Annotated in this window: 17 protein-coding genes; 4 read left to right on the top strand and 13 right to left on the bottom strand. The window is 42.7% G+C overall.

Annotation, left to right across the window (positions count from 1 at the left end; genetic code table 11):
• Window positions 1-44: 44 nt before the first annotated feature.
• From MHI48_RS15735 to MHI48_RS15720, 4 genes are read right to left on the bottom strand one after another with little or no spacing between them, the layout of a single operon-like run.
• Entirely contained in the window at window positions 45-332 is a 288-nt protein-coding gene (locus MHI48_RS15735; protein WP_076327548.1) for a HesB/YadR/YfhF family protein, read from the bottom strand.
• Window positions 333-355: 23 nt separating this feature from the next.
• Window positions 356-715 carry an iron-sulfur cluster assembly accessory protein gene (locus MHI48_RS15730; RefSeq protein WP_083677349.1) on the bottom strand — a complete coding sequence of 120 codons (360 nt, stop codon included), beginning with the start codon at window positions 713-715 and terminating at the stop codon, window positions 356-358.
• Window positions 705-1,052 (bottom strand): winged helix-turn-helix transcriptional regulator, encoded by a 348-nt coding sequence (locus MHI48_RS15725; RefSeq protein WP_370511441.1) that lies wholly within the window; start codon window positions 1,050-1,052, stop codon window positions 705-707. Before MHI48_RS15725 ends, MHI48_RS15730 begins: the two co-directional genes overlap by 11 nt.
• 12 nt (window positions 1,053-1,064) lie before the next feature.
• Window positions 1,065-2,423: an MFS transporter gene (locus tag MHI48_RS15720; RefSeq protein WP_076317829.1), complete on the bottom strand. Its 1,359-nt coding sequence runs from the start codon at window positions 2,421-2,423 to the stop codon at window positions 1,065-1,067.
• 166 nt (window positions 2,424-2,589) lie between these two features.
• Between MHI48_RS15720 and MHI48_RS15715 the strand changes: the two genes are divergently transcribed.
• Window positions 2,590-3,249, top strand: a complete 660-nt coding sequence (locus MHI48_RS15715; protein WP_036615595.1) for a metalloregulator ArsR/SmtB family transcription factor — start codon at window positions 2,590-2,592, stop codon at window positions 3,247-3,249.
• Window positions 3,250-3,449: 200 nt separating this feature from the next.
• Window positions 3,450-3,851 (top strand): VOC family protein, encoded by a 402-nt coding sequence (locus MHI48_RS15710; protein WP_076327549.1) that lies wholly within the window; start codon window positions 3,450-3,452, stop codon window positions 3,849-3,851.
• 29 nt (window positions 3,852-3,880) lie between these two features.
• On the opposite strand, the gene MHI48_RS15705 is transcribed toward MHI48_RS15710, so the two are convergent.
• On the bottom strand, window positions 3,881-5,059 hold the full coding sequence (locus tag MHI48_RS15705) for an MFS transporter (protein WP_076327550.1): 1,179 nt from the start codon (window positions 5,057-5,059) through the stop codon (window positions 3,881-3,883).
• Window positions 5,049-5,231, bottom strand: coding sequence for a hypothetical protein (locus MHI48_RS15700; RefSeq protein ID WP_036671325.1), 183 nt, complete (start codon window positions 5,229-5,231; stop codon window positions 5,049-5,051). Before MHI48_RS15700 ends, MHI48_RS15705 begins: the two co-directional genes overlap by 11 nt.
• Window positions 5,232-5,370: 139 nt before the next feature.
• On the opposite strand from MHI48_RS15700, the gene MHI48_RS15695 reads away from it, so the two are divergent.
• Window positions 5,371-6,258, top strand: a complete 888-nt coding sequence (locus tag MHI48_RS15695) for a LysR family transcriptional regulator (RefSeq protein ID WP_036615607.1) — start codon at window positions 5,371-5,373, stop codon at window positions 6,256-6,258.
• Window positions 6,259-6,304: 46 nt separating this feature from the next.
• On the opposite strand, the gene MHI48_RS15690 is transcribed toward MHI48_RS15695, so the two are convergent.
• Complete coding sequence (locus MHI48_RS15690) at window positions 6,305-6,988, bottom strand: TetR/AcrR family transcriptional regulator C-terminal domain-containing protein (RefSeq protein WP_076327551.1); 684 nt, start codon at window positions 6,986-6,988, stop codon at window positions 6,305-6,307.
• Window positions 6,989-7,124: 136 nt separating this feature from the next.
• On the opposite strand from MHI48_RS15690, the gene MHI48_RS15685 reads away from it, so the two are divergent.
• Window positions 7,125-8,477, top strand: a complete 1,353-nt coding sequence (locus MHI48_RS15685; protein WP_036671318.1) for an MATE family efflux transporter — start codon at window positions 7,125-7,127, stop codon at window positions 8,475-8,477.
• Window positions 8,478-8,587: 110 nt separating this feature from the next.
• On the opposite strand, the gene MHI48_RS15680 is transcribed toward MHI48_RS15685, so the two are convergent.
• The 6 genes from MHI48_RS15680 to MHI48_RS15655 all read right to left on the bottom strand — a co-directional run bounded on the left by MHI48_RS15680 (window position 8,588) and on the right by MHI48_RS15655 (window position 14,095).
• Window positions 8,588-9,604: a S9 family peptidase gene (locus MHI48_RS15680; RefSeq protein ID WP_036671316.1), complete on the bottom strand. Its 1,017-nt coding sequence runs from the start codon at window positions 9,602-9,604 to the stop codon at window positions 8,588-8,590.
• Window positions 9,597-10,241, bottom strand: coding sequence for a GNAT family N-acetyltransferase (locus MHI48_RS15675; RefSeq protein ID WP_036671314.1), 645 nt, complete (start codon window positions 10,239-10,241; stop codon window positions 9,597-9,599). Before MHI48_RS15675 ends, MHI48_RS15680 begins: the two co-directional genes overlap by 8 nt.
• 12 nt (window positions 10,242-10,253) lie before the next feature.
• Complete coding sequence (locus MHI48_RS15670) at window positions 10,254-11,018, bottom strand: MerR family transcriptional regulator (protein ID WP_036671313.1); 765 nt, start codon at window positions 11,016-11,018, stop codon at window positions 10,254-10,256.
• A gap of 142 nt (window positions 11,019-11,160) precedes the next feature.
• Window positions 11,161-12,138 (bottom strand): alpha/beta hydrolase, encoded by a 978-nt coding sequence (locus MHI48_RS15665; protein ID WP_036671311.1) that lies wholly within the window; start codon window positions 12,136-12,138, stop codon window positions 11,161-11,163.
• A 165-nt stretch (window positions 12,139-12,303) separates the two neighbouring features.
• The gene (locus MHI48_RS15660) at window positions 12,304-13,602 is read right to left on the bottom strand and encodes an NCS2 family permease (RefSeq protein ID WP_017688352.1); all 1,299 of its coding nucleotides are present in this window, start codon (window positions 13,600-13,602) and stop codon (window positions 12,304-12,306) included.
• Window positions 13,603-13,966: 364 nt separating this feature from the next.
• Window positions 13,967-14,095, bottom strand: coding sequence for a DUF6254 family protein (locus MHI48_RS15655; RefSeq protein WP_235193827.1), 129 nt, complete (start codon window positions 14,093-14,095; stop codon window positions 13,967-13,969).
• Window positions 14,096-14,197 lie beyond the last annotated feature (102 nt).

Genomic DNA, 14,197 nt, shown 5'->3' with positions numbered 1-14,197 from the left:
ATGTTTAAAAAGTAAGATTATGGTCTAGAATAGGTGCCCCATGTTCAATAGGAGATTTTGCTTGAAAATATGCCATCTTCATTACAGTCAATTTGGAGAAGTTCATCCTCCAGGATCCAGGCATCTGTTTTTTCAACAAAGAAATGAAATCCTCCAATGGATTGAACCAATGCGGGATCGACCGGTGTAGCACTCGCATTGATGCCAATTGTAAAAGCATCGGAGCCTCCTCCGACATATTTTGCGTAAATCCTTACATATTGGTCCTCTTCCAATTCCCATTCATTCTTAAATGAATCGATTGCTTGGTCAGATATTACAAATGAGATCATTGCTCTGCACTCCTTCCTTCAGTTCAGTCACATTTTTTCACTTCGCCACGATAATTGGCCATTCTGAAACTGGCCCCGCATCCACACGAAACTTTGGCATTTGGATTATTCATGGTGAATCCGCCTAACATTCCGCTCTCTTCATAGTCAATCTCAAGACCATCAATATATGGAATACTGTTTGCGTGAACCAATATCTTAAATTGCTTTTTATTTAACACAATGTCTTCTTCTGCCTGCTGTTCATCCACGATAAGGGTATAAGATAAACCACTACATCCCCCTTCATCAACGCCTACTCTAAGAAAGGCATTTTGGATATCCGCACTTGATAAGATCTCAATGATTTTGTCCGATGCTGTATCACTGACCTCAATGATCATCTTTATTCCTCCCGGTGGTATCATTTTGAAATTTGGTATCCCAGTCCATTAGACAGGGTATGAATGCTGCAAGAGCAGCTCCTTTTGGCGTAAGTTCATAAATAATTTGTGTAGGGCGTGTCCGTATTGTTCTTTTGACCAAATGATCATGTTGAAGACCCTTTAAACGTCTGGAGAGGATCATTTCGGAAATGGAAGGAATGTTATCGAATATTTCACCGAATCTCTTCGGGCCTTGAGACAGAGCACATAAAATATGGATCGTCCATTTCGTTCCGATGATGCGATAAGCTGTAAATAGTTTATTCGGATCTTCAGTGAGCAATGGTCTGTACACCCACTTTCTTATTCATCTGCGTGGTGAAATCCGAGTGCTGGCAATGATACTCGTGACGATCAACAAGAGATGGAAACCCATGGCTACAATTAAGCCGGATTGAAGTGACATACCGCCAGCCTGACACACGACAAGAATGGAACCACCAATGCCGATCACTACACCAGGTGTAAAAGAATCTGCAAATTGCAGATTTGCCGAGGTTTGACCCACGCCTTCTTCCCCCGTTTGGGAAAATGCGACAACACCACTAATCGGATGCGCCAATCCAATACCAACTCCTGCAATGATCTGACCAATAACTGCAATGGTAACGGTCACAACAGGTACCCAAAATACGATGGCAATCCCTATGGCAAGTAACAATACGCCAAGAATAATTCTCATATGACGTCCACTGCCCTGATCTGCCGCATCCCACCGTCCTTGCAGATACGCAATGATACACCAACTTAATGCAGCACTCGCCACAATTAATCCGGCCTGAGAAGGTGTAATTCCTTTCACATCGATTAGAGCCAATACCAGGAAATTCTGTGTACTAGTATAGGCAGCGAAGAACAATCCACGTGTTGCCAAAATAGCTGGCATTCCTCTGCGCAACGTAAGTGTTCCCTTCGGTAGCAATTTACGGAGAGGAAATATCATCAATACGAAGCCAATTATGACTAAAACAAATCCCATAATGCTCGGAAGCCTACTTAGACCGACCAGGAAAATCCCTGTACCCAACGTTAAGAGTAACGCCATCCAAGTGGATGAAGATCCGCTATCCCCTCCCGTCTTCTGCACTTTCAATTTCCTAAAGGCAGGTAAACTAAGCAATGCTGAAACCACCAGCACAGGTAAGATCCCCCAGAAAACAAAGCGCCAGGACCACTGATCTGCGATAACTCCTGCTACATATGGACCGAGCATGGACGGAAGAACATAGGCAGTACCAAATGCTCCAAGTATTTTGGCACGTAACTCATCCGGGTAACTTAACGATATAGCTGTATACACACAAGTCATCATAGCTCCGGCACCCAAACCCTGTAGAGCCCGTGATCCTATCATGGTATACATGTCGCCTGCGGTTGCGGCAGCGATCAGCCCTACGATAAACAACAGAAGTGCAAAAGTGAACGGTGCTGCAGGTCCTCTTTTATCAATGATTCGACCGACGACCAGCGTTCCGATAATCTGCGCAAGCAGATAGGTACTGAATATCCATCCGAACAGGCTAAGGCCGTTCAAGTCTCCAGCAATTGAAGGAGCAATGGTGGTGACGGATAAACCTTCGAATCCAACGGCCATCACTGACAAAATAATCCCTATGGTTAGTGCAAAATAACGCGGGCTGAAAATACTTTGATGATTAGACGACATGAAATGTGACCTCCAAGAAAATTGGTATGTATACATCGTATCCGGATACTTAGTAAACATTTTTGTTTATAATGTCTAAGCTACAGTTCGGCTTTGACTTTGTCAACATTTTTGTTTAAAATGTAGTTAGTCATGAAGATTCAGTTGTTTCAAAAGGAGGTGCACCATGAGCGGAAATCAAACCAAAAAGGATGCCTCGACCAGTACCCGGAGAGCAATTATTAATCTGTTAAAAGAGCGCGGGGGAATGGATGTTGTCACTCTCTCCACTCAGTTTTCGTTATCTGGAATGGCTATTCGGCAACATCTGAATGCGCTAAAAGAAGAAGGATTGGTAACCACTGTGGAAGAGGCCCGTCCCATGGGTCGCCCCACCAAGCTATGGATATTAACTCCCGCGGCTAATCGTTTTTTCCCAAGCGGATATTCCGATTTATCCGTCAGCCTCATCCATTCGATGAAGGAAGCCTTTGGTAATGAAGGGCTGGACAAGCTGTTGGATGTTCGGAATAAAAATATGCAAGAACGATATCTTCAGCAGCTTGGAAATGCATCAGGAGTCAGAGAGAAATTGGAGAAATTGGCCGAAATTCGTACGAATGAAGGTTATATGGCCGAGGTTAAGGAGCAGGATGATGGCAGTCTCCTATTCATTGAGAAGCATTGTCCGATCTGTGAAGCGGCCGCGGTATGTACCGGGTTATGCAAGAATGAGTTACATTTATTCAAAACAGTTCTAGGCGATAATGTTCATATTGAACGGGGAGAATACATTCTAGCCGGAGGAAGAAACTGCGTATACACCGTTAGGCAAAATAAGCCATGACCAAAAGAGCAACCTCATTGGAGATTGCTCTTTTGGTTTGGGTTCTGAACTGATTAGAACGATGCAGATTTCTCTAAATTATCCTTCATTATATTAGTTATTTCTAACTCCTTCATAATCGTATGTACCCGATTATGTAATTTTGAATTGAGGTAGAGTATAGTAAGAGTGTCGAAAATATACTCTAGGAGGCTACTGCCATGTCACAAAAAATCTGGATGAACCTGCCGGTGAAAGATGTTGTGAAATCCACTACCTTTTTCAATGAGATTGGATTCCATGGGGAGAATGTTGGCAATGAGAGAGCCCAGCTTGTCATAGGCTCAACAACGATTCTCCTGTTTCCGGATGCAACCTTCGAGAAATTTACAGGTGCCAAAACCGCAGATACTTCCCATAGCGCAGAAGTGATATTTTCCATTGGTGCTGACAGCAGAGAAGAAGTTGATGCTTTTATTAAAAAAGTCGAGTTAGCTGGAGGAACCATCTTTGGCAAGCCTGGTGAAATAGACGGTTGGATGTACGGCGCGGGATTTGCCGACCTGGACGGTCACCGCTGGAACCTGTTGTATATGGATGAGAGTAAAATGCCGAAACGGTAATGTATAACGGCTAACACTACATCCGCCTCTTATCCTCCAATTTTGGAACCCTCGAATCGGCCAGACATGGAGATTCTGAAGTAATTCGTTACGATACTAAAGATAAGGAACACGATTCCTCCAACTACAATATATTGTGTACTTATTCCAGTTACGATTAGTCCACATACACTAGCACCAAGTGTTGTTCCCAGGTTGGAAGAGGTTAGAAAGATCCCATTCGACAGTTCGGGTGCCTCTGGTGCTGCCGATACCACCCAATATTGAGTGATATTGCCCCCTATGCCTCCTATGATCCCCCAAATGAAAATAAGGAAGGCTGTTGGCACACTGAATTGTCCGAAGGTGAACAACAAGATGTATACCGTTATTAATGCAATGGGATACATCTTGATCGTTCTCAAAGGGAAATTAGCGAGCAGTTTCCCTGCTATCATGTTCCCAACCATATTGGCCAAGCCATATAGAAATAACAACACACTGACGGTGTTCCAGTCATATCTTGTCACGGTTTTCAGAAACTCGGCAAGGTAACTATAGACCCCAAATACAGCTCCGTTCATGAAAATCACGCCAGCAATGGATAGCCACATCACGGATCTTCTCAATACATACAGATGAGTACCCATAGAGATTCTTTTCGTAACTGGCATTGAGGGCACAAAAAGAAGTGTTGCTACAAATGAAACGATCGTTACGGCGGCAAAGAACAACATCGCATAGAACAACGATGTGCTGGTGGCAATCAAGCTCGAAAGGGGTACTCCAAGTACCATGCCTGCCGACACGCCTACAAATACTTTAGCCACTGCCTTCGGCGCTTCTTCCTTGGGGACTGACGCCGCTGCGACCGTAAATGCCAATGAGCAATAGACCGGATGGAAAAAAGCCGGAACGACACGTGCAATGACCAATACCGTAAAGTTTGATGTGATGGCGGAGACCAGGCTGCCCACAATAAAAATGCCAAGTACAAACAACATGACATGCTTGCGGTTCATGCCCGAAAATAATAAGGGCAAAATGGGGCCAGATATAGCAACCGCAAGCGCAAAAAGACTCACGATCAAACCAGCGGTTGAGATACTGACCTCGTAATGTTCTGCAATCAAAGGCAAGATTCCGATTACGCCCATCTCCGTATTTAAAATACTGAATACACCAAAGGTCAGAATGAAGACAAGCAGTTGATTTCGTTTAGTTGTCATATGCCATGGATTTAGAGAGATCCCGGTAAGCATTGATCTCTGTCTGAAGGTTGGCAATTTTCTGCTCTGCATCAGCAGTTAAAGCAGCCTTAGCAATAGTTGTGCCCATACCTCGACCAGCGCCATTGATAAACCATACTTTTGTCTTATCCATATCATTCATTCCTTTCATTTTCTTCTCCAGTTGCCTTGCTTTTTAGTTTAGCGTTTATACATCACATAGCAAATACTCATATCTTATAACAAGTTATGCTTGAAAGGCATTTCTGTAAGGTTTATTGTAGAATATAAGGGATAAAGGAGGAGTTACGATGGAGATTAGAGTATTGCGTTATTTTCTTACGGTCGCCAGAGAAGGAAGCATTACACGCGCTGCTGATTTCTTGCATGTTACGCAGCCCACCTTGTCCAGACAATTGAAAGACCTTGAACAAGAGTTGGGAAAGAAATTATTTATTCGCAGTAGTTACAGTATTATTCTCACAGATGAAGGTATGCTTTTAAGAAATAGAGCTGAAGAAATTGTAGGTATGGTTGATAAATTAGAGGCAGAATTTGAATCCATGGAAGAAACCATAAGTGGAGATATTTATATTGGCGGTGGAGAAACGGAAGCCATGAAACAGATTGCAAGAGTGGCAAAAGAAGTTCAGAATAAATATCCCAATATACGCTATCACCTATACAGCGGTAACGAAGATGATGTAACTGAGCGGCTTGACAAGGGACTCCTTGACTTCGGTATTCTGATCCAGCCAGCGGATGTCTCCAAATATAACTATATCAATTTCTCGGACAAAGATGTTTGGGGAGTGGTGATGAGAAAAGAAAGTCCACTCGCCTCCAAAGATACGATTCGATCTACAGACTTATTACATGTTCCACTGATCTGTTCACGACAGTCGATGAAGCAGACATTTTCAAAAAATGAGTTTGCGGATTGGTTTGGTGAAGATTTTGACAAATTAAACGTCGTAACTACATACAATCTTGCATATAATGCTGCCATTATGGTTGAAGAAGGCATTGGTTATGCATTAACACTTGATAAAATAGTGAATACGTCCAGTGAAAGCGATCTTTGTTTCAGACCTCTAGAGCCAAGACTTGAATCTGGGTTAAATATCGTTTGGAAAAAACATCAGGTCTTTTCGACTGCTGCGGATTTGTTTTTAAAAGAAATTCAGGCTAAATTTTAGACTGATAAAGGGATTAACGTTAGCATAAGAAGAAACCCACCGGAGTTTAATTCTCGGTGGGTTTCTTTATGACTTGTTCAATCCCGAGCAAAATAAGCTTCAAGCCGAACTCGAAAGCTCCGTCGGTTCCCATCACCTCAAACAGACCGTTCTTATACATCCTGCTGAATAGTCCAGCTTCCTTCTCACTCATAGAGTCCAGAAGGCTGATCATCTCTTCACCCTGAAGTGCTTCCTGGTCCTTAATAACAGCAGAGATATTGCGCTGATGCTGATAATCGTCCAGAACGAAGTAGAATACATAGTTCACAAGCGTGAGAACGGCCTGTAATTTCTGCTCTTGCTCTAGTGGTGTAGATTCCATGCAGAGCAACATGCGGTTAGTGAAGCGGATCATGTCCGGTTCATGGGGCAACGTCATCATCATGAGCTGTGTGGAGCACGGGTATCTGCTGAGCACACTCCGTACCGTCACCGCAAGCCCCTCCATCTGCTCCTTCCAGTCCCCTTCAGTATGAAACTCGTCAAGAATAATTTTCGATATCTGGTTGGCCAGACGCTGGTAGAGCGTCTGCTTGCTCTTGAAGTACCAGTATAGAGATGGAGCCTGAATCCCCAGCTTGTCTGCCAAGCGTCTCATGCTGAACTTCTCGATGCCCTCTTCCCCGAGAAGCTCCCACGAAATTTCCAAAATCTTATCTTCTGAAATCTGAGGCTGTTGTTTTTTCATCGATATCCGCCCTTTTATCTAACAGTGTAAGTTTATGCTTTACAGGTTCATAAGTTCATGATAACATCTAACACTGTAAGGTTCAATCTAACGGTGTTAGATTAGATCAATATTAACGAAGAAAGTAGTGACCCACATGGATGCAGAAAACCTCCATTACTTTGAAAAAGCACCAATCGCCAAAGCCGTAGCTCACTTTGCTGTCCCAATGATGCTAGGCACGTCAATGAGTGTTATCTACTCCATCTTGAATGCCTATTTCCTTGGCACACTGGGTAATACGGCAATGTTAACCGCACTCGCATTAACTTTACCTTTATTCGCGGTTATCATGGCCCTTGGTAATTTAATTGGTATAGGCAGCGGCACATTCATCTCCCGTTTGCTGGGAGAGAAAAAAGTAGATGATCTGAAGCATGTATCTTCATTTGCCTTTTACAGCAGTTTAGTTCTCGGAATTATTGTGATGGCCGTTGGGCTCCCGCTGATTGAACCAATCGTTCATGGGCTGGGGGCAACGCCAGAGTCCTTCGGATTTACGAAAGAGTATGTCACGATTATGCTTATGGGTTCACCCTTCGTCATCTTATTCTTCACCCTGGAGAATATCGTGCGCTCAGAAGGTTCAGCAATGACTTCTATGACCGGTATGATTCTCAGTGTTGTTATAAATATTATCCTTGATGCATTATTCATTTTTGTCTTCCATTGGGGTGTGATTGGCGTTGCATCTGCTACCGTCATCTCCAACTTGGTTGCGAGTGCATTTTACGCTTACCATATGAGTTATAAGAGCCAATTCTTAACCGTCTCCCTGAAATGGTTCAAGGTGACCAAGGACATCCTGAGCAATGTGTTCAAAATCGGTGTTCCCGTCTTTGTTATGAGTGTCTTCTTGGGTGCAATGTCGCTTATTCTTAACCTTTTTCTTGTCGAATATGGGGATCAGGCCGTTGCGGGGTATGGAATATCATCACGTTTACTGCAATTTCCTGAATTTATTCTGATGGGCTTGTGCGAGGGAGTTGTGCCGTTGATTGCCTTCTCATTCACAGCGAACAAATTACGTATGAAACAAACGATTGGATTCACGATCAAAGCTATTTTGGGCTTAGCCGTCATGTTCGGTGTTATCGTTTATCTGATCTCTGACCACTTGATTGGTTTATTTACGACTGACCCGCAATTAATTGAAATGGGTAGCTACATTCTGCATGTAACCTTCTTATCCTTGTTTATTACAGGAATGACTTCTTTGTTTATGGGGATCTTCCAAGCAACAGCCCAAGGAACCGCCGCGTTTGTTATGTCCATAATTCAAGGGATTACACTAATTCCTATATTGTATATCGCTAATCAAATGAATGGCTTTCATGGAGTGATCTGGTCGCTCGTTATTGCGGATGCCGTGGCTTTCCTAGTTGGGGCCATTATGTTATATGTTTTGCGGACCAAATTGCAGCCGGATCTGGAACATTTGGCACAGTAGTTAACATATAACACGCAAAAAGGCAGGATAAGGGCGCTCCCTGACCCTGCTCTTTCATTTCGAAATGAAAATTATCTATCTGGTGATACGAAGAGATCGTAAACCCTCTGTTATAAGGAAAAAGCGGTCAGCATATGTTCTATTTCATCCATATACCCATCCACTGTAATGCTTCTCGGAGCAAGCAGAAATCGTAGTGATTGTTTCCATTCCGAGCCTGCAATAGAGGTTGGTAACATCGAATGTTCTGTATTAGAGAAGATTTTCACATGAAGCAAGGAAGATGGCTGAATTCCTTTACGGTATGCTTGCTCTGTATCAACAATGTCCACATTCACATCATCTTCTCCAAGCAGAAGTAGCACCGGGGTTTTGAAATGATGCAAATCCGCCGTGGCATCTGAAGCAAAATTTTTCTTTATGAAGTTCCAGCGTTCTTTGGAAATCAGATCATGCTCTCGAGCAATCTTGGTGTACTCTTCATATGTGCCATGTTTCTTTAAAATCTCTTTAATCTGGTTTTCATAATCGACCTGATTTTGAATCTCCTCCGTGGAATGACCGTCTTTCGCCATTTGGCTACGTGTGTTGTATTCTCCCTGTTCCAACCAGTTTATCGCTGGTGATACCAAGATACTGAAGGCGAGATGTTCTTGCCCAGCAAGCTTAGGAATCACCCAGCCTGCTTGGCTGGCACCCCATACGCCTATTTTGGAATCATCAATGATGGATTGTTCTTTCGCCCATGCAATTGCGTGTTGTGCCTCCACAACACGATCATCCATGCTTTGATCTAGCCAGTTTCCCTCTGAACCCCCGATTCCCCGTTTATCTAGCGACAAGGATGCATACCCGATCGATGCCAGTCGCTCCCACAACGGTTTGTATCCCTCACCATGAGTAGAGTCTATCGGACCGTCACCGTGAATAAACAGTACTAGACCTAGCTTGCCTGAATGGTTTCTGGGTAACGTGAGCGTACCTGTTAACTTACCCTGTGGAGATTGAATTTCAATGGTTTGTTCCTCCATGTCAAAATCACTTTGATCGACTATGTACAGTCCTGCACCAACCATCAGTAAGATTGCCACAATAACTGAGATGTATCGTTTTTTCCAATTAAACATAACTATCTCCTTTGTAAATCATGTAATGCCATTGGTTTTCGCCTAAGAGCAGGCCGGTCAGAAAGCTGTTTGTGCTATACTGCTTGCGAAATTGATAGCGTTCATATAACTGTATCGCTTGATGATTCTGACTTGCCACATGCAAGCTAAGAGATGACATTGATTTGGATTGCAACATATATTTCTGTGCCCATTGAAGCAACTGCGTACCAATTCCCTTGCCTTGGTGCTGTGGATGTACAACCAGATCTTCCACATAACATTCGCCTAATGTAGGAGTATGCTTCAGCAGATGTAAACCAGTTATTAACTGAAGCAGTTTCCACATGCCAACTCTATTGCACTGGCTCCACCAATGAGGATTGGCACGAACGCTTGTTATTGCTGCTCTGTTATCTGCTTCCTTCCATTTCAAGCACATGGTGCCAACAATCTCCTCATTTTCACGAGCAATGATACGAAGAGTACTTTGTTCCATGGGCGGATGATTGAGCAACTGTTCAAATACGTAAGCCAGATCAGTTATGGACAATGAAGTGATCTTTTGAAATTTGTGTCCAAAACCATAAGCCATGAGTTCAGCAACAGCTTGATGAAACTGGGGACAAACGGGTTCTATCTGAATGGAAGTTGTCACTGTGTGCCTCCCCTAATCGATCATTTGTAACAACAGCTCATAATGAAGCTTTTCTGGTGTAAATAAAGATAAATAAGATTTTTCTACCATAATAAGTGGACCGTGATAGGGATAGCCCTGGTGTTCTGCATAAGCATAGAATTCGTTGATATGTTCTTTGAGTTCAGCTTCAATTTGTACATATACATGACGAGAAAGGTATTTTCCTCTAGGCAAAACTAAATCGTTTGCTCCCTCCTTTTGTGTATAAATTCCTACGGTGTCCGTCTCATCGTACGCATAATGGATGTCGGCTTCAAATAAATTGGGAATGTTTTCTTTAAGTTGGATCAGTTGCCTTGCTTGCAAGTACTCTTGCGCTTCCATATGGAACCACAGGGATAAGTGAATCTCCTCACGAGTATCAATATAATAAGTCACTTGATCCTCAAGCGGAATATGCTCTTGCTCATGCAACAACTTGCTGATAAGGTGCTTTGTTTGCTGAAGCTGAGTGATGGCTGCTTCCGTGTCTGCCAACGCTTGGCGAAATAATGATGTGATTTGAACGGTTGTCAGATTACTCAAACATTCCTTGATCATTTGAACAGACAGTCCCATTTTGCGAAGCAACAAAATATGAGATAGACGGTAAATTTCATCTACCCCATACATCCTGTATTGGTTTTCTGCAATATAAGCAGGGGCCAACACCCCTTTTTCTTCGAAGTATCGAATTTGATGTACAGAGACTTTCATCAGCTTTGCCAGCTCACTAATCGTAATTTCATCACTCAACCAATTCACCACCTTTGCTGTTTTTCATATTACAAGCATAAACCTTAGGTCTGACCTAAGGTCAAGTTTTTATTTTAGCCTCTCCTGATAACAAAAAAACCACGGCACCAGATTCGGTACCGCAGTTTATTAATCAATCATGCTATTGGATTTGTTTCATGTAAGATTTGAATTCCTCGGCAATTTCTTTGTATTTCGTATGATGCAGGTAATGTGAACCTTCCATTGGGATCATTTTGCCCTGCGCGGATTGTTTGGCTTGTGCTTCATGTAACGGAATCCACTGCGGGTTTTTCTCGTTATTGGATTGAACAAAGAGAAGCACTGGCAGATCACTAGGATACGTGAGTTTTTCTCCATTTTTGAAATTGGAACCCAGATGTTTAAGCTCATTTACTAATGTCGGATTTGTTGAGACTTGATTCGAAATCAACTTCATCTGTTCTTTGGTATGTTCATCATAGTCAAGTGATGCATATGAATCACCACTCACTTTATTGAGTACTCTCATTAAGCCTGATTTTTGAAAGAATTTCATTAAGTTCAAAGGTAATTTAACATCCATGCCAGGTTGATTCGGAACACTGCTATCGATCCCGACAAAAGCAGAGACTTCATCCGGATACGTGTTCACATAAGTCGCCGCGTACAGTCCCGTGATGGAATGCCCCATCAGAATATAACGATCTATACCGAGCTGCTGTACAGCTTCATGAATTTCACTAACAATATTCTCGGTGGTTCTCTCCGTTTCGGTTTGGTCACTTAACCCATAACCGAAAGGCTCAATCGCCACAACTTTGTAATCGGAAGTTAATTCATCGATTAACAATTTGAAATCAAGTACTGGTGACGGTGTTCCTTGTCCGGGAAGTAACACGATGGTTTGTTCGCCGCTACCTTGAATGGATACATTCATATTCTTCCCATCAACATTGACATGTTGGCCGTACGATTCGATTTTCTTTTTCTCGGCCCCATTACTTATCGTATGAACGACAAACGTGATGCCCATGAACAGCACCAGCGCGCCGACAATACCACCTATTATTTTCAACCATAAGTACCGTTTTTTACGGCCCTTAGTCCCCGTTGTTGTTACATCCACTGCTTCTGCCATTTCCATCTTCTCCTGTCGTTTATATCTGTAGAGCCGCTCTTGCGACATAGGTATAGTGTAACCATGGAAGATGTCCCCTTCGTGACGGGAATATGAACGGAGTATGAACTACATAAAAAAAGAGAGCTGCTTGTTGAGAGCAGTTCTCCATAGGATAAGACAGTTTTAGTGGTCCAGGAACACAAGCTGAATGAAGAACAATACCGCAAAAATGTAGAAGATTGGATGAACATCTTTACCTTTTCCACGAAGCAGCTTGAGTACCGGATAAAAGATGAAACCTACGCCGATGCCTGTTGCAATACTATGCGTCAATGGAGTAAGAATGATAATCAGGAAGGCAGGAAATGCTTCTTCGAGATCATCCCATTTGATTTTGCTGATAACGTTAATCATAAAGTATCCAACAATAATCAGTGCCGGAGAAGTAATCGCCGGAATGCTTGATATTACACTTACGATTGGTGTGAAGAACAAGGTCAGCGCAAGCAGCACACTTACCGTTACCGCTGTCAGTCCCGTTCTTCCTCCTGCAGCTACCCCTGTGCTGGATTCGATGTAAGCCGATGTTGGACTTGTTCCGAGCAAAGCACCTGAGGTTGTTCCTACGGCATCTGCCAATAATGCGCCACGCGAGCGTGGGAATTTACCATCCTTAAGCAATCCTGCTTGTTCAGCAACGCCGAGCATCGTGCCTGTCGTATCAAACAGCGTGATCAACAAGAAGGTAAATATGATTGTATATAAACCATTCGAGAATACACCTGCCAGATCCAGTTGCAAAGCCGTTGACGCGAGGCCTTGCGGCATGGATACAATCGATTCCGGCATTTGGAATAGTCCCATGATCCAGGCAAGTATCGCTGTTACCACCATTCCGATGAACAGGTAACCTTTCACATTATAAGCCATCAGCACAACGGTAATAATCAATCCGATAATGGTCAGATAAGCCATTGGCTCAGCCAAGTTTCCGATCGTAATCAAATTCGATTCTGAATCGGCAATAATCCCGGCATTTTGCAAACCTACCGTTGTAATAAACAATCCGATCCCTGCGGTTATGGCATGTTTTAAGCTAGCAGGAATTGCATCTAGCAACATGTAACGGAATGAAGTCAGTGATAAAATAATAAACAAAATCCCTGCTATAAATACGGCTCCCAATGCAACCTGCCAAGATACGCCATACCCGGCAACTACGCTATAGGCAAAGAATGCATTCAGGCCCATACCCGGCGCAATGACGATTGGATAATTGGACCATATTCCCATAATCAGAGTTCCCACAATACTTGCAAGTACCGTTGCTATGAATACTCCGTTAAAGTCCATGCCTGTGCTGCTGAGTATTCCTGGGTTTACGATAACTATGTATACCATTGTGAAAAATGTTGTAACCCCTGCAATAATTTCTGTGGGGATAGTCGTGCCTCGTTCTTTAAGTTTGAACCATTTGTCCATGGTAAAGCCAGCCTCCAACTTTCAAATTATACTCCAAAGCTAAAAACAAAAAATCCTAATCTTCATATAGGATTGTAATATTCGCGCTCCTATATTCGTTGTTAGGATTTAAAGATTCAACAGCTAAGCTCTAAACTAAACATAAAGATACTCATATCTGTTTTCAACCTGAAGTCCATTTCGTATTCTAATTAAAATTACATGCAATGTCAATGAATTAACGATTTGTTCACAGTTATTTACGAACTATACAGACATTATCTCTTTTGTTCATTCGTTTTTAGGATAGAGTAAGTACGTATCGCTCAATGTCTGCGATATATGAAGAAAAGACTGCCAGCAATGTTCACTGACAGTCTCTTGCTTAATTCGTAGTAGGTTTCTCTTCATATTCGCTGGATAATTTTTTTAGCGATTTGATTTTGCCATGGGGATGCTGTTCTTGCTTTCGTGACTTCCAGGCAGCTTCTTTTCTTTTCTTCTGGTCAGCCATACAAGATATCCTCCTCTGGAAACTGAGATGTATACTACTTCTTTATGATGTCATTCCTGAACAACTTTATTCTGCTTGTATAGGTAATAAGAGAATTAGGCA

It is taken from the genome of Paenibacillus sp. FSL H7-0942, from assembly GCF_045040715.1.
In the GTDB taxonomy this organism is placed as follows: Bacteria; Bacillota; Bacilli; order Paenibacillales; family Paenibacillaceae; genus Paenibacillus; species Paenibacillus amylolyticus.
The sequence above is the reverse complement of the archived record's forward strand: the minus strand, read 5'-3'. Positions and strand labels throughout refer to the sequence as shown.